Here is a 20,688-nt window from a genome sequence, read left to right as displayed (position 1 = left end):
TGGATTTGTTGATGCTCGTGGGGCGCGCTCGGTGCCATACTGGCCACCTGCCGCCAATGCCGTCCCTCCCAATGGATGCGCCCATGACCGTCTTGGCCGATGCCGTGCTCGTCTTGCATGCGCTCGTCGTGCTGTTCATCGTCGGCGGCTTCGCCGCCACCTGGCTCGGCGCGGCTTGGCATTGGGAGTGGGTGAGAGACCGGCGCTTCCGCTCGGTGCATCTGGCCGCGATCGGCATCGTGGCGCTATTAGCCGCGCTCGACGTTCCCTGCCCGCTGACGGCGCTCGAAGCGCGGTTGCGCACCGGCGCGGCCGGCAACGAAGGATGCATCGAGTATTGGCTCGGGCGAGTGCTCTACTACTCGCTGCCGACGTGGGTCTTTACGCTCGCCTATGTGTCGTTCGCGCTCGCCGTGCTGCTGACTTGGCGGTTCGTGCCGCCGCGCGCGCCACGGTCGTCTCGGCGCTGACGGCGCGCGCCGCCTCCCCATCCGCGCGGCGGGCGTCTAGAACGGGCCGATGCCAGCGGCCATTGCAACGCAGGCACGAACTGCCGGCGCCCATCGCGTAAGCTCGCTTTCGCCGCGCCACGGCTAGCCACGGCTATGGCGCGTGCTCGGCGCTGCGCAATTGGCTCGCCGCTTCCTGCGCGGTTTCCGCCTCGCGCCTTCTGCCCATCTGCGCGTAAAGCTTCGCCAAGTTTCCCAACACGCGCGCATAGTCGCCGCGATAGGCGCCCGGTTGCTTCTTTGCGAGCCCGGCATAGAGCGCCGCGGCCCGCCGGTACGCGCCTTCTGCTTCCGAAGGGCGGTGCGACTTGCTGAGGAGCACCCCAAGATTGTTCAGCACGCGCGCCTGGTCGGCGCTGAATGTCCCCGGGGCGGCGCGCTCGAGCGGTCGCAGCGTGCGCAGCGCTTCGCGGTAAGCCTGCTCGGCTTGCAACGCCCGGCCTTGCTTCCGGTAGAGCACCCCCAAGTTCGTCAGCGTGCGCGCCATGTCCGGCCCGTCCCCCGACGGGCTCTCGCGCGCCAGTTGCCGGCGAATCGAGAGCGCTTCGCCATAAGCTTGCTCGGCGTCGTTCAGGCGCCCGCCATCGCTGTAGAGGTTGCCCAGGTTGTTCAGCGTGCGCGCGAGCGCGGCGCGATGCGCGAGCGCGTTCTCGCGCACGAGCGCACGTTGCAAAACGAGCGCCTCGGCATAGGCGTGCTGCGCGTCGTCCGTGCGGTGCAGCGTCGCGTATAAGACGCCGAGATCGTTGAGCGTCGTCGCCAAACCCGCGCTATAGGCCGCCGCATCGTATTGCACCAGCGCTCGCTCGAGCTTGAGCGCCTCGCGGTAGAGGTCGATCGCGTCGGCAGGCCGGTCGGCGTCGCGATAAAGCGCGCCGAGCGCCTCTAGCAACGCACCGACCTCCGGCCCATAACGCTCCGGCCGCTCGCGCGCCAGGCTCCAGGTCACGCCGAGTGCGCGCAGATAGGCCATCTCGGCGTCCTGCGGCAGCGCCAACTCCACGTACAGACGGCCGAGCCGAGCCAATTCACGCGCGTAACGGGGCCGCCATCTGTCGGGCTTGTCCTGCGCCAGCGCCCGATAGCGCAAGGCAAGGGCCTCCACCACGGGCTGCGCTTGCTCGGGCAATTTCATCTCTTCGAGCAAATCGCCATAGAGCTCGGCCATATCGGCATCGCCCGGCCGCATGGCGTGCGCAAAGCGCATGAAGGTGAGGGATCGCTTCGCCGAAAATCGCAGCCATTCGACGAGACCTGCTTCGAAACTGCGCGAGGCGGTCAGCTCGACGGGCGCCCCCGGCTCGATGAGCTGCGCCGACAGCAGCGCCGCAGCAGTATCGAGGTCGAGCGCGGCAACTGCGGCGTGCACTTGCGGCTCGAGCGGATCGTCGGTCCAGATCACGCGCATCTGCCGCTGCAGCAGGTCATAACGGGCAACCCATTTGCGCGCGAGCGCGACGAAATCGAAGTCGGGCTTGCCCGCGCCTTGAGCCGCGAGCGTCAGGACCAACGGCGCTACGCGCTCGAACGCCTGAGACGCGACGGCAAACATGAGACCGGCAGCCTGAGCGAAAGCGGCCCGCTCACGGCCCGACAGACGGGCACGGCGCGCGGCCCGCTCGGCGTCGAGCGCGAAGCGCGCCAACCGCCCCGGCGCGACATCGCAACCGCGCTCGAAACGAAACCCGTGCTCGACGTCGTTGGCCGCCAGCGCGGGCACGCAAACCGGCGGCGGCGAGGCCGTGTCCGCAGCCGCCGCGCTCAACGCCGCCTGCGCCATCGCTAGGCTGGCAAGCCATCGATGCGCGCGCCGATTCGTCATACTCGCCTTCTTGTGCCGGGTGGCCGTCAGCTATATGAGGGACGGTCCTGGCGCGGCTGTAAGTTGGCCAGCGCACGCCCGCGGGCGGTCGCCCGCGGCGCGGTGCGCCGCTTACTGCCAGCATAGGCGCATCGGCCCGCTCACGCAGCAGGGAGCAGAGAGCCCCCAGCACGAAAACGCGAACGGCGGCGACTATCCCCCGGCGCTCGTGCGCGCGCGCCGAGCTTGCTCGCGGATATCGGAGAGCGTCGCGGCGGGGGTGCTCACTTCTTGGGGCACGCGGATCTCGATGAGCGCGGGCAATCCGCTCGCCACGCAGCGATCGAACGCAGGCAGGAAATCGGCCGTATGTTCGACGGTTTCCCCATGGGCGCCGAACGAACGCGCGAACGCGGCAAAGTCGGGGTTGGTGAGACCGGTCCCGTGCGTGCGCCCCGGATAGTGCCGCTCTTGATGCATGCGAATCGTGCCGTAATGGGCGTTGTTGACGACGACGAAGATGACGTTCAGACCATACTGCATCGCCGTGGCGAGTTCTTGCGACGCCATCATGAAGCAGCCGTCGCCGGCGAGCGCCACCACGGTGCGCTCGGGATGAAGCGCCTTCGCCGCAATCGCCGCAGGCACGCCGTAGCCCATCGAGCCGCTCGTCGGCGCGACCTGCGTGCGCCACTGCCGATAGGCGAAGTGCCGATGGAGCCAGATCGCGTAATTGCCGGCGCCGTTCGTGACGATGGCGTCGGCCGGCAGCCGTGCCCGCAGTTGCCCCATGATCTCGCCCAATTGCACGTCGCCGAGCATCGGCCTCGGCGCGCGCCACTCCAGGTAGGCCGCGTGGGCCTGCTGCGCCGCGCCCGCCCACGCCGGCGCGCCGCTCGGTTCTAGCGCCGCGAGCATGGCCGCGATCTCGGGCATGCCGGAGACGATCGGCAGATCGGCTGCGTACACGCGCCCGAGTTCTTCGGCGCCTTGATGAACGTGCACGAGCGTTTGCTTCGTCTTCGGAATGTCGAGCAGCGTGTAGCCGCCTGTCGTCGCCTCGCCCAACCGGGGACCGACGACGAGCAGCAAGTCCGCATCGCGAATGCGCTGCGCGAGCGCGGGATTGATGCCTAGGCCGACATCGCCGGCGTAGTTCGGATGATCGTTGTCGATCGTGTCTTGATAGCGGAACGCGCAGCCGATCGGCAGTTGCCAGGTTTCGACGAAGCGCCGCAAATCGGCGCACGCCTGCGCATTCCAGCCGCTGCCGCCGGCAATGAGCATCGGCCGCTGCGCGCGTTCGAGCAATGCGCGCAGCGCTTCGATTTGCGCATGCGAGGGCGAGGCGGCGATGCGCTTGAACGGCGGCGCAGCCGGCACGCGCGGGCAAGGGTCGGACAACATATCCTCGGGCAGCGCGAGCACGACCGGCCCCGGACGCCCCGCGCAGGCCGTATGGAACGCATGGCTCAGATATTCGGGGATGCGCCGTGCATCGTCGATTTGCGCGACCCATTTCGCCATCTGCCCGAACATGCGCCGATAGTCGATCTCTTGAAACGCCTCCCGGTCCAGATGCTCGCGCGCGCACTGGCCGATCAGCAAAATCATCGGCGTCGAATCTTGAAACGCGGTGTGCACACCGATCGAGGCATGCGTCGCGCCGGGCCCGCGCGTGACGAGCGCAACGCCGGGCCGCCCCGTGAGCTTGCCCGTCGCCTCGGCCATATTCGCCGCCCCGGCCTCGTGGCGGCAGACAAACGTGCGAATGCGTTCCGTTTCATCGTGGAGCGCGTCGAGCACGGCGAGAAAGCTCTCGCCGGGGACGCTGAAAACACGGTCGACTCCATGCGTGATGAGCGCGTCGACGAGCAATCGCGCTCCGGTCACGTTGGTGGTATCGGCGGCATTCGACATGTGCGGCAACCTCCTGACTATCTGGTGATGTTGTTCGAAGGAAGTGGGAACGGGGCAAAGCGCGTTGCGAGAGACGGCGCCGACAGCTTACGCCTGCGCCGGCCGGACTGTCACTGCCGAAAAATGCGCACAGCCGCGGCCCTGCGGCCGGATGTCGCGCCACACCGCAGGCGCGATTCTGCGGCTTTTCCACTGCGGGGGACGGCGCGGCGACGATACAGTCGAAGCCATTCAAACCGCGGAGACGACCGATGCGAGTCGATGACTTCGAAGCCGATGCCGCGCTCGCGCGCTTGGCCCGCAACACCGTGCTCGGTCTGCGCAGCCTTGCCGACCGTCGCCTGGACGTGACCGATCTGGCATTCGAGCGCTTCATGAAAATCTGCAGGCCGCACGGCTCGATCGAGCAAGCACGCCGCTTTTTCGAAACGCGCAGGCTCGGGATCCTCGAAGAAGGGCGGCCCACGATCAATTTCAATGCGGGTACTTGGTTCGGCAACGGGAAGGAACCGGCGCGCGTGCTCAATATGTTCGACCGATCGCAAAAGCCGTCGCACAACCCCGATGTCGTCAACGCCCGCTCGTGCCGAAACAAAGTGGAGATGGAATTCGCCGATTACTCGGGGCGGGCACGAAAGGCTGCACGATGCGGTCGCCACCTACTTTCAGCTCGAAGGCGCCGCTGTACTGCACCGCCCGCATGCTGACGCAAATCTACCTGTATGCGAGCGGCGAGCGGCAGCGCGGCTCGCGCTTTTGCCTGCCGCCCGACACCACGGGGTACAAGGTCAACTACATCGAATTTCAGGCGCACACCGATATTCGCTTCGATCGCGATATCGCCGCCATGGTGATTACGCGCTCGGAAATCCGCTCTTCCTTCCTAGGGCTGCCGTGGTACGCCGAGGAGCGTCACATCCGCGAATTTGCGCGCGAGCATTCGATTCGTCTGTCGTTCGTCGCGTAGCGGCGCTGGGCCATGCGTCTTGGCGCCGGCGCACGGGCTTTCAGCACTCGACGATGTTCACGGCCAGCCCGCCGCGCGACGTTTCCTTGTACTTGGTCTTCATGTCGGCGCCTGTCTCGCGCATGGTCTTGATCACCGAATCGAGCGACACATAGTGACTGCCATCGCCGCGCAGCGCCATGCGCGCCGCATTGACGGCTTTGACCGCCGCCATGGCGTTGCGCTCGATGCAGGGAATCTGCACCATGCCGCCCACCGGGTCGCAGGTCAGGCCGAGGTTATGCTCCATGCCGATCTCGGCCGCGTTCTCGACTTGCCGCGGCGTGCCGCCCATGACGGCGGCCAGCGCGCCGGCCGCCATCGAGCAGGCCACGCCCACTTCGCCTTGGCAGCCCACTTCCGCGCCCGAGATCGATGCGTTCAGCTTATAGAGAATGCCGATCGCGGCCGCCGTCATCAGAAAATCGATGACGCCCTGCTCGTTCGCCCCCGGCACGAAGCGCGTGTAGTAGTGCAGCACGGCCGGAATGATGCCCGCGGCGCCGTTGGTGGGCGCGGTAACCACCCTTCCGCCTACCGCATTCTCTTCGTTGACGGCGATGGCGTAGAGGTTGATCCAATCGACCATCGAAAGCGGGTCGCGCAGCCCCTGCTCCGGGTTGCTCGATAGCGTGCGATAGAGCTGCGGCGCACGGCGCTTGACTTGAAACGGCCCCGGCAGCGTGCCGTCGGCGTCCGGATTGCCGATCCCGCAGCCACGCGCAACGCACGACTGCATCACATCCCAAATCTTTAGCAAACCGGCGCGCGTTTCTTCCTCGGTATGCCAGACGCGTTCGTTGTCCCACATGAGTTGGGCGATCGATTTACCCGTCGATGCGCACAGCGCCAGCAATTCGTTGCCGGTGCTGAACGGATGCGCCCGCTGGTCTGCCGCTTGCAGCACCTTGGTGTTGGGTGCGCCGGCGGTGACGACGAAGCCGCCGCCCACCGAGAGGTAGGTCGCCTCGCGCAGCACCTCGCCTGCCGCGTCGCTCGCCCGCAGCTTCAAGCCGTTCGGATGCTCGGGCAGCGCCTGTCGGTAGAAAGCGATCTGCTCCTTCGGCGTGAACGCGATCTCGTGCTTGCCCAGCAGCGTAAGCCGTCGCGACTTCTGCACGACGTCCAGCCGAGCCGCGATCGTCGATGCGTCGACGGTATCGGGCGCCTCGCCCATCAACCCGAGGATGACGCCGCGATCGGTGCCGTGCCCTTTGCCCGTTGCACCGAGCGACCCGTGGAGATCGACCTTGACCGCTGCAGTGCGCTCGAGCAAAGCGTCGCGCTCGAGCCCTTGGACGAACAGCAGGGCCGCGCGCATGGGCCCAACCGTATGCGAGCTCGAGGGGCCGATGCCGATCTTGAATAAATCGAAGACGCTGACTGCCATTGCTGCTCCACAAGGTAATTGTTCGAAGGGGCGCACGCGGCTAGCGCGCGCCGTTGCTGCTGATGAAGGCTCCGCCCTGCGTCCACCGTTGCCGTTGCCGTTGCCGTTGCCGTTGCCGGCGCCATTGCCGCTACTGCGGTCGTACGCAACGCGCGAGCCTGCGCCGCATCAGGCCCCCTAAGGCGTTATCGCGCCGGTAGGGGCAGGCACACGGCAAGCCAAGCCGGCGGCGTGGGCGCGAGCCGCAGCGCGACGCCCGTATAGCGGCCCGAAAGGCGGGCGGCCAGATGGAACAGCTCGGCCCCATCTTTTGGGTCCCATTGCCCCGAGTAGCCCGGCACGCCGGCCTCGCGGCGCTTCGCATCGAATGCCACGCTCGAATGCACGAACTCTTCGTGCGTCTTCTCTCCAAGCGCATACGGCATGAGCCAATCGAGCGCCAGTTGGAGCGTCGCGCCGTTTTGCGCGCGCAGCACGAGCCAGTTGCGGTTGTGACGCCGCGCCGCGAGCGCCGCGATCACGAGCGGTTCTAAATCGTACGTCACGTAATGCAGCGCATCGCGCTCGGTGAAGTCGACCGTGCCGCCGTCGGGCGCAATGTTCGCGCCGATCTGCTCGACGAACAACCGCTGCGCCGCGTTGATGAGCTTGCGGTCGTCGAGCGTAAAAGCCGCCATCGCGAGGAGCTTCACGCGGTGGCTCTCCCAGTTGTTGCGGTACGTACCCGCGAGCGGACGCGGCTGCGCATCGACGCGCTCGACATAGCCGTTCGCGAGCTTGGCGATGAACGCGGAGGCCGCGTTGCGCGTTTTGACCGGCAGCGCGCTCGCCGTCATGTCGTAGGCGAGGATCATCGCGTCGAAATGCGTCTCGTCGATCGGGTCGAAGCTCGGCTGATAGGTCGTCGCCCAAGCGTACAGGAAACGATCGACGAGGCGCAGATACCGCTCGTCGCCAGTCGCCCGCCAAACGAGCGCCGCGTCGCGCATGAGCGCCAGATCTTGCTCCGCCGCGAGGCTCTCGTCGTAGATGCCTTCGTGCGGCAAGGTCCCTTCCGTGTGCAGCCGTGCGAGCGGCTTGGGCTGATCGTTCAAGCGCGCCGCCACGCGTTTGACGAGCCCTTGGGCAATGGGCGCGGCGCTCGTGCGCTCGCTCGTTTGCATGGCGGGAGCCGCGCACAGGTTCATCGCCGCCCAGGACGAGCCGACGGGAACGAACACCGCCGCGCAGGCGAACAGGCACGCCGCGCGCGATGCCCGCGATGTCAATTTGGTGTCGGCCGCTTGCCCCATCCGTCGCTCCTTCGTTGGCTTGATTTCGGAGACAGATGGTAGCCCGTATTGACGACGAACGACGCGCGCCCGCACGAAGCGGGCATGCGCACGGTTCGCGCCGTTACGCGTAGTCGGCCACCGGCACGCAGGAACAGAACAAATTGCGATCCCCATAAGCGTTGTCCGCACGGCCCACCGGCGGCCAATACTTGCGCGCCACCAAGGACGGCAGCGGATAGGCCGCCACTTCACGCGAATAGGCATGCGGCCATTCATCGGCCGTCACGACGGCCGCCGTATGCGGCGCGTGCTTGAGCGGATTGTCCTCGCGGTCCACCCGCCCTTCCTCCACCGCCCGGATCTCCTCGCGAATCGCGATCATCGCCCCGATGAAGCGATCGAGCTCTTCCTTCGATTCGGATTCGGTCGGCTCGACCATCAGCGTGCCCGGCACCGGGAAGCTCATCGTCGGCGCATGGAAGCCGTAATCGGCCAAACGCTTGGCCACGTCGTCGACGGTGATGCCGCTCGTCTCCTTGATCGGGCGCAGATCGAGAATGCATTCGTGCGCGACGAGTCCGCCCGGGCCTGCGTAAAGCACGGGAAAGTGCGGTGCGAGGCGCTTGGCGACATAGTTGGCATTCAAAATCGCGACTTCGGTCGCCGCCGTCAAATTCTTCGCGCCCATCATCGCGATGTACATCCACGAGATCGGCAGAATCGAGGCCGAACCATAGGGCGCAGCCGATACGGCGCCGATGCCGCTCTCGGCGCGGCGATAGCCCGACGAAATCTGATTGGGCAGAAACTGCGCCAAGTGCGCGCCGACCGCCACGGGGCCGACGCCGGGGCCGCCGCCGCCATGCGGAATGCAGAACGTCTTGTGCAAATTCAAATGCGAGACGTCGCCGCCGAACTGCCCCGGCGCCGTAAGCCCGACCATCGCGTTCATATTGGCGCCATCGACATACACTTGGCCGCCGTGCGCATGCACGATCTCGCAGATTTCGCGCACGTTCTGCTCGAATACGCCGTGCGTCGACGGGTACGTGATCATGATCGCCGCCAGGTTGGCCGCATGCTCGGCCGCCTTCGCCTTGAGATCCGCAATGTCGACGTTGCCCTGCTCGTCGCACCCCACCACGACCACCTTCATGCCCGCCATGTGCGCCGACGCCGGGTTCGTGCCGTGGGCCGACGCCGGAATCAAGCAGACGTCGCGATGGCCTTCGCCGCGCGAAGCGTGATATGCGTGGATGATGAGCAGGCCGGCGTACTCGCCTTGCGAGCCGGCATTGGGCTGCAGCGAAACGGCCGCATAGCCCGTCGCGGCGACCAGCATCTGCTCGAGTTGGTCGATCATCTCGCGGTAGCCGATCGTCTGCTCGGCCGGCGCGAACGGATGGATCTGCGAAAACTCGGGCCACGTGACGGGCAGCATCTCGGAAGTCGCGTTCAGCTTCATCGTGCACGAGCCGAGCGGGATCATCGAACGATCGAGTGCGAGATCCTTGTCGGCCAGGCTGCGCAGATAGCGCAGCATCTCCGTTTCCGAGTGGTGACGGTTGAACACGTGGTGCGTCAGATACGCGCTCGTGCGGGCGAGGGTTGGCGGAAGCGCGGCCGCCTCGCTCGCGCGCCCTTCCTCCTGCGCGCGCGTGAGCGCCGTGTCGAGCACGTCTACGTGCGGCACGTCGATCGCGCCGGCCGCGTTCGCGAACACGCTCAAAAGATCGGTCAAATCGGCTCGCTTGGTCGTTTCGTCTATCGATACGCCCACGCGCGTGTCGCTCACGCGGCGCAGATTGATGCGCATGCGCTTGGCCGCGTCATGGACGGCGGCCGTGCGCGCGCCGGTTTCGATCGTCAGCGTGTCGAAAAAGGTGTCGTTCACGAGCGCATAGCCGAGCTGCTTCACGCCCGCGGCGAGCAGGCTCGCAATGCGATGCACGCGCTGCGCGATCGTCTTGAGCCCTTGCGGGCCGTGGTAGACGGCATACATGCTCGCCATGATCGCGAGCAGCGCTTGCGCCGTGCATACGTTCGAGGTGGCCTTCTCGCGGCGAATATGTTGCTCGCGCGTCTGCAGCGCAAGGCGCAGCGCGCTTTTGCCCTGGGCATCGACCGTCACGCCGACGAGCCGGCCTGGCATTTGGCGCTTGAACGTGTCGCGCACCGCCATGTACGCGGCATGGGGGCCGCCGAACCCGACGGGCACGCCGAAGCGCTGCGAGGTGCCGACGGCAACGTCCGCGCCCCATTCGCCCGGCGGCGTCAAAAGGGTCAGCGCGAGCAGATCGGCCGCCACCACGACATGGCCGCCCGCCGCATGCACGGCCTCGGTCAACGCGCGGTAGTCGCGCACGTCGCCGCCCGCGCCCGGGTATTGAAGCAGGACGCCGAACGCGTTCGCGGCGGCCGCCTCGTGCGCCGGTCCCACTTGCACTTCGATGCCGATCGGCTCCGCGCGCGTACGCACCACTTCGATCGTTTGCGGCAGCACGTCGTCGGCCACGTAGAACAGGTTCGATTTGGCTTTGCCGACGCGTTGCAGGAGCGTCATCGCTTCGGCCGCGGCCGTCGCCTCGTCGAGCAGCGACGCATTCGCGATCTCGAGGCCCGTCAAGTCGCCGATCATCTGCTGGAAGTTCAGGAGCGCTTCGAGCCGGCCTTGCGAGATTTCGGGTTGATACGGCGTGTAGGCCGTGTACCACGCCGGATTTTCCAGCACGTTGCGAAGAATGACGGCCGGCGTGTGCGTGTTGTAGTAACCTTGCCCGATGAAGGAGCGGAACACCTCGTTTTTGTCCGCGAGCTGCCGCAGCATGGCAAGCGCCTCGGCCTCGCTGCGCGGCTCGGCGAAAGGCCCGAGCGGCAGCGCATCGGTGCGGCGGATCGCGCGCGGGATCACCGCATCGATCAGCGCGGCGCGCGATTCGAAACCGAGCGCCTCCAGCATCGTGCGCTGGTCCGCGCTGTCCGGACCGATGTGCCGCTCGGCGAAGGCGTCATGCACTTCGAGCGCGGCGAGCGAGAGAGGGGTGCGGTTCATCAGACGATCCGGGTGTTCGAGCTTCATGATAGGGCGGGGCTGGGGCGCGGCGCTCCGGCGTCGAGCACGCCGGATGCGCCGCGCGGCAAAAACGAAAGAAAGGGTTAGCCTACGAGCTTCTGATAGCCGTCGGCGTCGAGCAACTTGTCGAGCGCGGCGCCGGCGCCGAGCTTGACCTTGAACAGCCAGCTCGCGTAGGCGTCTTGGTTGACTGCATCGGGCGTGTCGACGAGCGCTTCGTTGACGGCCACGATCTCGCCCGAGACCGGCGCATAGATGTCGGAAGCTGCCTTGACCGATTCGACGACGCCCACGGCGTCACCGGCCGTGAAGCTCTTGCCGACTGCCGGCAGTTCGAGGAAGACGATGTCGCCGAGCGTCTCTTGCGCGTGATCGGTGATGCCCACCGTCACCGTGCCGTCGGCTTCGGTTCTGACCCACTCGTGTTCATCGGTGTATTTCAGATCGGCCGGGACGTTGCTCATGTGTTGCTCCTGATGAAATAGGACATGCGTTGAATTGAAAGCGTAAGGACCGAAAAACGCGCGCAAGGCGGGCTAGGCGGCCAGCACTTTGCCGTTGCGCACGAACGGCAGTTTTACCACGCTTGCGGGCAGCGCTTTGCCCCGAATCTGAACCTGCACGAGATCGCCCGGCTTGACGCCTTTGGGCACGCGCGCAAAGGCGATCGATTCCTGCATCGACGGCGAGAACGTGCCGCTCGTGATTTCGCCTTCGCCGAGCGGCGTCACCACGGTCTGATGCGCGCGCAGCACACCGCCGGCCTTGCCGTCTTCCTTTTGCAAAATTAGGCCGACGAAATCGCTGCGCGCGCCGTTTTGCTCGAGCGCGGCCCGGCCCACGAACGCTCGCGGCGCGGTCAGATCCACGGTCCAAGCGAGGCCGGCATCGAGCGGAGAAACCTCTTCATCCATGTCTTGGCCGTACAGATTCATGCCGGCTTCGAGCCGCAGCGTGTCGCGCGCGCCCAGCCCGCACGGGCGCACGCCCGCCGCTTGCAGCGCCTGCCAAAGGGCGGCGACCTTCTGCGCCGGCACGATGATTTCGAATCCGTCTTCGCCCGTATAGCCCGTGCGGGCGATCGTCAGATCGCCGAAAGCGGCGTCGCTCACGCGCGCCGCGTTGAACGGCTTGAGCGGCTCGGTCGCGCCGCGCGCCGACGGCAGGACTTGCCACACCTTGGCGCGCGCGTTCGGCCCCTGCACGGCGACGATCGCGAAATCGCTGCGCGGAGTGATCGTCACACCGAAGCCGCGCTCGGCGTTCAAACGATTGAACCATGCGATGTCTTTTTCCGCGGTGCCGGCGTTGACCACGACCCGGAAGCATTCGTCGGAGAAAAAGTAGACGATGAGATCGTCGATCACGCCGCCGCGCTCGTTCAGCATGCACGAATACAGTGCGCGGCCCGGCGTCTGCAGCTTGCCGACGTTGTTGGCGAGCGCATATTCGAAGAACGCGCGAGCGAGCGCCCCGGTGAAATCGACGACGCGCATGTGCGACACGTCGAACATGCCCGCGTCACCGCGCACGGCACGGTGTTCGTCGATCTGCGAGCCGTAATTGACGGGCATGTCCCAGCCGCCGAAATCGACCATGCGCGCATTGAGGGCGCGGTGAACGGCGTTGAGCGGGGTACGTTTGAGTTCGGTCATCGGGGCCTCGGCGCGCAAAGGTATTAGCGAAAACAAAAAGGGCCATGCCGGCCGATTCGCGCGCACAGCTCGATAGCCGGACTGCGCGATTTATACGGTGCATGACCCCTCTGTCCTCGATACCTGAGAGATTGCGCCGCCGAAAACGATTTGCGTTGTTCAGCGTTGCGCGCGCCCCTTCGGTGGGCGGCTTGATCGCAGGGGCGGCGTTCGAATCGTGCCGCCGCGCCGTTGCGAGCTACCGCCTCTCTCCAGAGTGCGAAAAGCCGCGCACTGCGCGAGCCCTTCGACGCGGTCGGTCCTTTTGCCTGAGAGTTTGCGGGTGTGCCCCTTCGGCGGCGTCCCAGCGGGTGAAAACCCTGCCGCGAACACGCTCTCCCGACGCGTGCGCGAAATTTACGCGAGCGTAAGGGTGTTGTCAAATGACCGCGCTTGCGAAGCGGCGATCCTGCAGCTTCGACCAAGAAGCGCTAACTTAGTCTTATGCGCGATGAACTACGTGCGCGCCGCACGCGTCCATAGGTTGACCTCGACGGGAATAGCAGCGCGCCTGCGCTCGTCTAACGAAGCGTGACGCAGTCCATCGCGCCGGCAGCAATACCGAGGAGGAACTCCATGTCGAACCGTTTCTGCTGCACCGACCCCGACATTCGCCTGTTGGCCGCGGGCCGGGTGCAGTTCGCCTCCAGCGACGCGCTCGAGCGCGCGATGGAGCCGCTTGTCGAACGTTCGCGCGCGGTGCCCACGGGCACTCTCGCCGATGTTTTCCGCGACGTCGATGCCCATGCCCTGCTGTTCGTCGCTGCATGGCGCGTGAACCGCTTCGAGGCGGCCGAGCGCACCATCGTCGACGCCATCGCCCATGCAATCGAGCCGCTGCGCGGCGAGGCCACGCCGGCATGGGTCGACGTGGCTACGCCCGCGGGCGCCTGGACCTCGGGACGCAGCGGCCCGGGCGAGTGTCTGGTGCTCGTGCGCCAGCCGCTCGAAAAACCCAACCCCGTGATTCAAACGAGTTGGATCGACCGCGTCCTGCTCGCGCTCAATGGCGACGCCGAGCCGCCCGACGGCTTGATTTCGGCAAACTTCTTTGCCTCCACCGATGAAGCCACCGTGCTCAACTTCGCCCGCTGGACGAGCGCCGAGGCGCACCGCATCGCCTTGGCGCGCGGCCACTACGCGCAGCACGGCAGCATCGGCACCTCGCCCCTGTGGCAAGCCACGCGCGAGCACCCCGGCATTCGCGCCGAGCACGAAGTGTGTCGATACATGCGCGTGTCATAGAGCCAATGAGCGCCGATATGACGCTGCGATAGCGCAGATAGTGCGTTGAGACAGCGCCCGGCGCCAAGCGACGGGCGGGGCGCGGCCCGCCTGCGCCGCATCCGGTTCCGGGCGCCGCTAGACGAGCACGCCGACGCGATACTTCGTGATCTGCCGATACGGCTTGTCCGGGCGGGAGATGACGTCTTCGCGGTCCGCCATGTTGATCTGATTGGGAAAGCCGCCCGCTTCGAGGCAAAGCCCCGCGTGCGCGCCGTACGTCGTTCCGTTGCGTCCGCGCACGCCTTCCAAATAATTGCCCGAGTAGAACTGCAAGCCGCGCTGATCGGTCGATACCGTCATCACACGCCCGCTCGTCGGTTCATAAAGCCGCGCGACCTCGCGCAGCGCCGGCTGCGACCCGCGCAGGACATAGCAATGATCGAACCCGCGTGCGAGCGACAGTTGCTCATGCGGCCATTCGAGCCGCGCGCCGATCGGCGCGGCCTCGCGAAAGTCGAAGGCCTTGCCGGCAACGGCCGTCTGCCTCACCGGAATCAAACCCGCGTCCACTTCGAAAAATGCATCGGCATCGATCGACAGCACGTGGCCCTTGATATCGGCGCCCGCCTGCGCGGCCAGATTGAAGTAGCCGTGGCTGGTCAGATTCAGCGGCGTGGCGGCATCGGTGCTCGCGCGATAGTCGATCGTCAATTCGCCGTCATCGTCGAGCGTATAGCGCACTTCGACGCGCACGTTCCCGGGAAACCCCGCGTCGCCTTCTTCCGAATCGAGCGTCAGCACGAGCGCGTCCTCGTCTGCGCGCGCTTGCCACAGCGCGCGATGAAAGCCCGTTGCGCCGCCATGCAGCGAGTTCTCGCCCTCGTTGCGATCGACGTTGTGCTCGATGCCGTCGAGCGTGAAGCGCGCGCGGGCGATGCGATTGGCCCAGCGCCCGACCAGCGCGCCCATGTACGAGGTCGCGGCCCAGTAATCGGCGGGCGTATCGTGCCCGAGCATGATGTCGCCGAGCCGGCCCGCGCGGTCCGGAGCATGCCAGGAGACGATCGCGCCGCCCAGTTCGCTGATGGACACGCGCATGCCATGCGCGTTTCGCAACGTGAAAAGATCGACGGTTTGTCCGTCGGGCAATGCGCCCCACGGTTCGTGCGACAACTTGGCAGTGCTCATCATAGGGACATGTAAGGTTTGAATGTCGGGTGGAAAACGGCGCCTCGCGGGCTCCGTTCAGGCTGTCTCTTGCGCACTCGCGCGCAACTGATATTCGCGCGGCGTGCAGCCGAGCTCCCGGCGAAACACCGCGTGCAGATACTGCACCGATTTGAAGCCGCAACGCACGGCCACGTCGCTGCTCGACACGTCGCGCTTGACGAGCAGCGCCTTGGCCGCATCGAGCTTTTGCCGCAGTATTTCTTGATGAACGGTGCACTGCAACTCGCGCCGGAAATGCTCTTCGAGCGAGGAGCGCGACACGCCCACGTAATCGGCCACCTGATCGGTGCGGATGCCTTGGCACGCGTACTGCCGAATGAAATGCCGCGCCCGCGCGACGTAGGGGCTTGCAAGCGGCTGATGCTTCGTCGAATCGAGCACGTTGATGCCGACCGGCGGCACGAGAATCGTGCGCCCCGGGAAACGCGCGCCGTGCAGCATCTGGTGCAGCAAATGCGCTGCCGTGCGGCCCATTTCCTCGGTGCCTTGGATGACCGAGGACAAGGGGATGCGCGTGAGCGTGCGCGTGAGCGGATCGTTGTCGATGCCGATGATGGCCACGTCCTCGGGCACGGGAATACCCGCGATCAAGCACGCTTGCAACAGATGCCGCGCCCGCGCGTCGGTCACGGCAATCACGCCCACGGGCTTGGGCAGCGCGTCGAGCCACTGCGTCAATTGCTCGATCGCTTGATTCCAGGTTGGAGCGCTCGTCGATAGCCCGCGATAGATCTCCGCATCGATCTGCTCGGGCGTGCGCCCGTCCGCCTCGCGCAGCCGCGCGAACGCCAGCTCGCGCTGGCGGGCCCAGCGGTGCTCGTTCGCGGGCGGCAGGCTGTAGAGCGCGAAATGCCTGAGTCCCGCCTCGATCAAATGGGTGTAGGCGAGCGAAACGAGCTTCAGATTGTCGGTCGCGATATAAGGCACGCCGGACGGATAGTGCGAAGGATCCTCGAACGACGAACCGACGGCCACGACGGGCAGCGGGCAGCGCGCGAGCGCATCGCAGACGGCGGGGTCGTCGAAGTCCGCGATGATGCCGTCGCCATCGAAACGTTCGATGCCGGCGAGGCGGCAGCGGAAGTCTTCTTCGAGAAAGAGATTCCAGCCCACGCGCGTGGAAAGCAGATATTGGCCGACGCCCGCGATGATCTCGCGGTCGTAGACCTTGTTCGCATTGAACAGCAGCGCAATACGATGCGCCTTTTGCTGCAGCGCCGGTTTGGTCATCGCTCGAGCCCGGCTATCGGTGCTGCAGCGCGTTCGCGCTCGCGCATGAAGTCGTCTCCTATGGATCGCGCTCGCTCGCCGATGGCGCCGCGGCTTGCGGGGCAGCCCGCCCCGGCTGCCTTGTCCGGCCGGCACGTGCCCGAGCTGGAACGCTACCCGCGATTCTAGGCGGGAATGCCGCGGCCTGCGGGAAACGGCTCGCGCACCGGCAAGAAACGTTAGCGCCGCTGAGCAATTTCGCAATTGTGGCCGGCGCGGCCCCGCTGGCACCATGGCCGCACTCCGATAACCGGCCGCCGCTCGAAGAACGGCGCGCCGGCCGGCCAGCGCAGGCATCGGCCTGCGCTCGCGCGAGTCGCCGCGCGCACGGCTACCCGAATCGGCAAAGCAGGCGACGCCCAATATACAAAAATGGAGTGGAGACATGGCATTCGCAAAGCGTCGGTCCATCTTAGGTTCGCTCGTCGCAGGCGCGGTCCTCGCGAGCATCACGCTGGCCGCACCGCTCGCACACGCGAGTAAGGATCATCCCGTCATCGGGTTTTGCATCGACGATCTGCGCGTCGAACGCTGGTCGCGCGACCGCGATTACTTCGTCGCCGCCGCGCAGAAGCTCGGCGCGACCGTCTCGGTGCAATCGGCCGACGCGAGCGAAGAGCGGCAAATCTCGCAGATCGAGAACTTGATTTCGCGCGGCGTCGACGTGATCGTCATCGTGCCGTTCAATTCGAAGACGCTCGGCAATGTCGTGGCCGAGGCCAAGAAGGCCGGTATCAAGGTCGTGTCGTACGACCGCCTGATTCTCGATGCCGACGTCGACGCCTACATCTCGTTCGACAACGAAAAAGTGGGTGAACTGCAAGCCAAGGGCGTCTACGATGCGCAGCCCAAGGGCAACTACTTCCTGCTCGGCGGCGCGCCGACCGACAACAACGCCAAGATGCTGCGCGAAGGCCAGTTGAAGGTCCTCAAGCCTGCCATCGATCGCGGCGACATCAAGGTGGTCGGCGAGCAGTGGGTGCCCGAATGGAGCGCGGCCACGGCGCTGCGCATCGTCGAAGACGCGCTCACCGCCAACGGCAACAAGATCGATGCGATCGTTGCCTCCAACGACGGCACGGCCGGCGGCGCGATCCAGGCGCTCGCCGCGCAAAAGCTCGCGGGCAAAGTGCCCATCTCCGGCCAGGACGCCGATCTCGCCGCCGTCAAACGCGTCATAGCCGGGACCCAGACGATGACCGTCTACAAGCCGATCAAGCTGATCGCCAGCAAAGCGGCCCAACTATCGGTCGATCTCGCCAAGGGCCAGAAGCCGCAGTTCAACGCACAGTACGACAACGGCAAGAAGAAGGTCGACACCATCTTGCTGCAGCCGACGGTGCTCACCAAGAAGAACGTCGATGTGGTCGTGAAGGACGGCTTCTACACGCAAGCGCAGCTCTCGAGCCAATAACGCCCGATGCGATCGCGCGGCCCGCCTGCGATGCGGGCCGCGCGGCATCGGCGCCTGTTTAGTCGAATCAAGGAACGAGACGCATGGCGCAAGCACAACCGTTGCTATCGCTCAATGGCATCGTCAAGACATTTGGGGGCGTGAAGGCGCTCGACGGAATCGACCTGTCCGTGTCGCGCGGCGAGTGCGTCGGCCTGTGCGGCGAAAACGGCGCGGGCAAATCCACCCTCATGAAAATCGTCTCGGGCGTGTATCCGCACGGGACCTGGGACGGCGAGATCATCTGGGACGGCGCGCCGTTGGTCGCGGCGAGCGTGCGCGACACCGAGCGCGCAGGCATCGTCATCATCCATCAGGAACTCATGCTCGTGCCGGAGCTCTCGGTGGCCGAGAACATTTTTCTCGGCAACGAGATCACGCTGCCCGGCGGCCGCATGAACTATGCGGCAATGCACCAGCGCGCCGACGAGCTGCTGCGAGGCCTGGGCATCGAGGGGATCAACGTCGCTCAGCCGGTGATGAACTTCGGCGGCGGCCATCAGCAACTCATCGAAATCGCGAAGGCGCTCAACAAGGACGCGCGGCTGTTGATCCTCGACGAACCGTCCTCGTCGTTGACGGCGTCCGAAACGCGCATCTTGCTCGACATCGTGCGGGACTTGAAGCGCCGCGGCGTCGCTTGCATCTACATCTCGCACAAGCTGGACGAAGTCGAAGCCGTCTGCGACACCGTCACGGTGATCCGCGACGGCCGGCATGTGGAAACGGCCCCGCTCGCCGCCATGGCGGCCCCGCGCATCGTCGCTTTGATGGTGGGGCGAGAGATCACGAACCTGTTTCCACGCGAGCCGCACGAAATCGGCGAGGTCGTGCTCGAAGCGCGCAACGTCACTTGCTTGGACGTGACCAATCCGCGCCGCAAACGCGTGGACGACGTTTCCTTCAGCGTGCGGCGCGGCGAGATCCTAGGCGTGGCCGGGCTCGTCGGCTCGGGCCGCACGGAGCTCATGCAGGCGATCTTCGGCGCGTATCCCGGCACGAGCCGCGCCACGGTGCTCGTCGAGGGCAAGCAGATCGCCGTGCGCGCACCGGGCGATGCGATTCGCGCCGGCATCGGCATGGCGCCCGAAGACCGAAAAGCGCACGGCATCGTGCCGGACCTCGGCGTGGGCCACAACATCACGCTCTCGGTGCTGCAGCGCTTCGTGAAGCGAGGCTCGATCGACGCGGCCGCCGAACTCGACACGATCCATAAGTCGATGAGGCAACTGTCGGTGCGCGCCGCGCACCCGTTCTTGCCGATCGCCAATCTGTCGGGCGGCAATCAGCAAAAGGCCGTGCTCACGCGCGTGCTGTTGACCGAACCGAAGGTGCTGATCCTCGACGAACCGACGCGCGGCGTCGATGTCGGCGCGAAGTACGAGATCTACAAACTGATCTTCGCGCTCGCCAAGCAAGGCATGGCGATCGTCGTCGTCTCCTCCGAACTGCCCGAAGTGCTCGGTCTCGCCGATCGCGTGCTCGTCATGGGCGAAGGCGAGCTGCGCGGCGACTTCCTCAACGACGGCCTCACGCAAGAGGCCATTCTCACGGCCGCCATCGAACCGGCACGCCGGGCCGCGGCCTTGCCCCCCAACGAAACGGCTCCCGTATGACACCCGACCTTTCCTCCGCCCGCCTGCGCGGCGACGCCGCCCAAGGCGGCGCGGACCGCGTGCGCCAATGGTTTGCGCGCTACAAGATTCTTGCGCTCTTGCTGGCCGTCGCGCTCATTTGGCTGTTTTTCACCGTGCTCACGCACGGCGCGTTCGCCACCCCGCGCAATCTGTCGAATTTGTTGCGACAGATGGCGATCAGCGGCACGCTCGCGTGCGGCATGGTGTTCGTCATCATCGCGGGCGAAATCGATTTGTCGGTCGGCTCGCTGCTGGGCTTGCTCGGCGGCATCGCGGCGATCCTCGACGCCAATCGCCGTTGGCCGATCGAAGCGACGATCCCCGCCGTGCTGGCGCTCGGGGTGTTGGCCGGCTTGTTCAACGGTTGGCTCTCGACCTATCGGCGCGTCCCCTCGTTCATCGTCGGCCTCGGCGGCATGCTCGCCTACCGTGGCGTGCTGCTCGGCATCACGGGCGGCGCGACGATCGCGCCCGTGTCCGATCACTTCGTGGTTCTCGGGCAGGGCTATCTGCCGCGTCTCGTGGGCGATGCGCTCGCCCTGCTGCTGTTCGGCGTGCTCGCGTTCGTGACGGCGCGCCAGCGCGGCAACCGGCGCCGCTACGACTTGCCCGTCCCGCCGCTGTGGCAGGACGGCGTGAAGATCGTCGGCGCGGGCGCCATCATCTTCGCGTTCGTCGCGACGCTCGACGGCTACGGGGGCATTCCGGTGCCGGTGTTGCTGGTCTTGGTGCTGCTCGGTCTGTTCACCTGGATCGCCACGCAAACCGTGTTCGGGCGCCGAATCTACTCGGTCGGCTCCAATCTCGAGGCCACGCGGCTTTCGGGGGTCGATACGAACCGCGTCAAGCTCGCGATCTTCGCGCTGATGGGGCTCATGTGCGCCTTCGCGGGCATCGTCAACACGGCACGGCTCGCCGCGGGCTCGCCTTCGGCAGGCACGATGGGCGAACTCGACGCGATCGCGGCCTGCTTCATCGGCGGCACGTCGATGCGCGGCGGCTCGGGCACGGTGTACGGCGCACTGATCGGGGCGCTCGTCATGGCGAGCCTGGACAACGGCATGTCGATGCTCGACGTCGATGCGTACTGGCAAATGATCGCGAAAGGCGCGATCCTTGTCCTCGCGGTGTGGATCGACGTCGTTTCGCGCACCAACCGGCGGTAGAAAAAACCCGAGCCTGTGCAACGCGTGTTGCGCTGCAAC

The 20,688-nt window shown here is 66.1% G+C and carries 16 protein-coding genes and 2 riboswitches; of the genes, 7 read left to right on the top strand and 9 right to left on the bottom strand.

Annotation, left to right across the window (positions count from 1 at the left end; translation table 11 throughout):
* Positions 1-83 precede the first annotated feature (83 nt).
* Positions 84-470: a DUF2784 domain-containing protein gene (locus tag QQS38_RS17485; protein ID WP_479646623.1), complete on the top strand. Its 387-nt coding sequence runs from the start codon at positions 84-86 to the stop codon at positions 468-470.
* Positions 471-603: 133 nt separating this feature from the next.
* Here the strand turns inward: QQS38_RS17485 and QQS38_RS17480 are convergent, their stop codons facing one another.
* Entirely contained in the window at positions 604-2,331 is a 1,728-nt protein-coding gene (locus QQS38_RS17480) for a tetratricopeptide repeat protein (RefSeq protein WP_479646622.1), read from the bottom strand.
* A gap of 192 nt (positions 2,332-2,523) precedes the next feature.
* On the bottom strand, positions 2,524-4,230 hold the full coding sequence (locus QQS38_RS17475) for a thiamine pyrophosphate-binding protein (RefSeq protein ID WP_479646621.1): 1,707 nt from the start codon (positions 4,228-4,230) through the stop codon (positions 2,524-2,526).
* A 251-nt stretch (positions 4,231-4,481) separates the two neighbouring features.
* On the opposite strand from QQS38_RS17475, the gene QQS38_RS17470 reads away from it, so the two are divergent.
* Entirely contained in the window at positions 4,482-4,937 is a 456-nt protein-coding gene (locus tag QQS38_RS17470) for a hypothetical protein (protein ID WP_479646620.1), read from the top strand.
* Positions 4,931-5,197, top strand: coding sequence for a hypothetical protein (locus tag QQS38_RS17465; RefSeq protein WP_479646619.1), 267 nt, complete (start codon positions 4,931-4,933; stop codon positions 5,195-5,197). The genes QQS38_RS17470 and QQS38_RS17465 overlap by 7 nt, the downstream gene beginning before the upstream one ends.
* 40 nt (positions 5,198-5,237) lie before the next feature.
* Here QQS38_RS17465 and QQS38_RS17460 read toward each other — a convergent pair whose 3' ends face one another.
* From QQS38_RS17460 to gcvT, 5 genes are all read right to left on the bottom strand, one after another.
* On the bottom strand, positions 5,238-6,626 hold the full coding sequence (locus QQS38_RS17460) for an L-serine ammonia-lyase (protein ID WP_479646618.1): 1,389 nt from the start codon (positions 6,624-6,626) through the stop codon (positions 5,238-5,240).
* Between the two features lie 185 nt (positions 6,627-6,811).
* Positions 6,812-7,918 (bottom strand): alginate lyase family protein, encoded by a 1,107-nt coding sequence (locus tag QQS38_RS17455; RefSeq protein WP_479646617.1) that lies wholly within the window; start codon positions 7,916-7,918, stop codon positions 6,812-6,814.
* 103 nt (positions 7,919-8,021) lie between these two features.
* Positions 8,022-10,979: an aminomethyl-transferring glycine dehydrogenase gene (gcvP, locus tag QQS38_RS17450; RefSeq protein ID WP_479646616.1), complete on the bottom strand. Its 2,958-nt coding sequence runs from the start codon at positions 10,977-10,979 to the stop codon at positions 8,022-8,024.
* A gap of 77 nt (positions 10,980-11,056) precedes the next feature.
* The gene (gene gcvH, locus QQS38_RS17445; protein ID WP_479646615.1) at positions 11,057-11,437 is read right to left on the bottom strand and encodes a glycine cleavage system protein GcvH; all 381 of its coding nucleotides are present in this window, start codon (positions 11,435-11,437) and stop codon (positions 11,057-11,059) included.
* A gap of 72 nt (positions 11,438-11,509) precedes the next feature.
* Positions 11,510-12,628 (bottom strand): glycine cleavage system aminomethyltransferase GcvT, encoded by a 1,119-nt coding sequence (gcvT, locus tag QQS38_RS17440; protein WP_479646614.1) that lies wholly within the window; start codon positions 12,626-12,628, stop codon positions 11,510-11,512.
* A 100-nt stretch (positions 12,629-12,728) separates the two neighbouring features.
* Positions 12,729-12,893, bottom strand: a riboswitch (glycine riboswitch).
* Positions 12,894-12,913: 20 nt separating this feature from the next.
* Positions 12,914-13,019, bottom strand: a riboswitch (glycine riboswitch).
* 224 nt (positions 13,020-13,243) lie between these two features.
* Here gcvT and QQS38_RS17435 point away from each other — a divergent pair.
* Positions 13,244-13,912 (top strand): hypothetical protein, encoded by a 669-nt coding sequence (locus QQS38_RS17435; RefSeq protein WP_479646613.1) that lies wholly within the window; start codon positions 13,244-13,246, stop codon positions 13,910-13,912.
* A 117-nt stretch (positions 13,913-14,029) separates the two neighbouring features.
* Here the strand turns inward: QQS38_RS17435 and QQS38_RS17430 are convergent, their stop codons facing one another.
* Positions 14,030-15,085 (bottom strand): aldose epimerase family protein, encoded by a 1,056-nt coding sequence (locus QQS38_RS17430; RefSeq protein WP_479646612.1) that lies wholly within the window; start codon positions 15,083-15,085, stop codon positions 14,030-14,032.
* A gap of 54 nt (positions 15,086-15,139) precedes the next feature.
* Positions 15,140-16,354: a XylR family transcriptional regulator gene (locus tag QQS38_RS17425; protein WP_479646611.1), complete on the bottom strand. Its 1,215-nt coding sequence runs from the start codon at positions 16,352-16,354 to the stop codon at positions 15,140-15,142.
* Positions 16,355-16,778: 424 nt separating this feature from the next.
* Between QQS38_RS17425 and xylF the strand changes: the two genes are divergently transcribed.
* The 3 genes from xylF to QQS38_RS17410 all read left to right on the top strand — a co-directional run bounded on the left by xylF (position 16,779) and on the right by QQS38_RS17410 (position 20,649).
* A complete protein-coding gene (xylF, locus tag QQS38_RS17420) occupies positions 16,779-17,807 on the top strand; it encodes a D-xylose ABC transporter substrate-binding protein (protein WP_479646610.1) in 1,029 nt (342 codons plus the stop codon).
* A gap of 83 nt (positions 17,808-17,890) precedes the next feature.
* Positions 17,891-19,462 carry a D-xylose ABC transporter ATP-binding protein gene (gene xylG / locus QQS38_RS17415; RefSeq protein ID WP_479646609.1) on the top strand — a complete coding sequence of 524 codons (1,572 nt, stop codon included), beginning with the start codon at positions 17,891-17,893 and terminating at the stop codon, positions 19,460-19,462.
* Positions 19,459-20,649: a sugar ABC transporter permease gene (locus tag QQS38_RS17410; protein WP_479646608.1), complete on the top strand. Its 1,191-nt coding sequence runs from the start codon at positions 19,459-19,461 to the stop codon at positions 20,647-20,649. The genes xylG and QQS38_RS17410 overlap by 4 nt, the downstream gene beginning before the upstream one ends.
* Positions 20,650-20,688 lie beyond the last annotated feature (39 nt).

Source organism: Trinickia sp. Z7 (assembly GCF_056498045.1).
The sequence above is the reverse complement of the archived record's forward strand: the minus strand, read 5'-3'. Positions and strand labels throughout refer to the sequence as shown.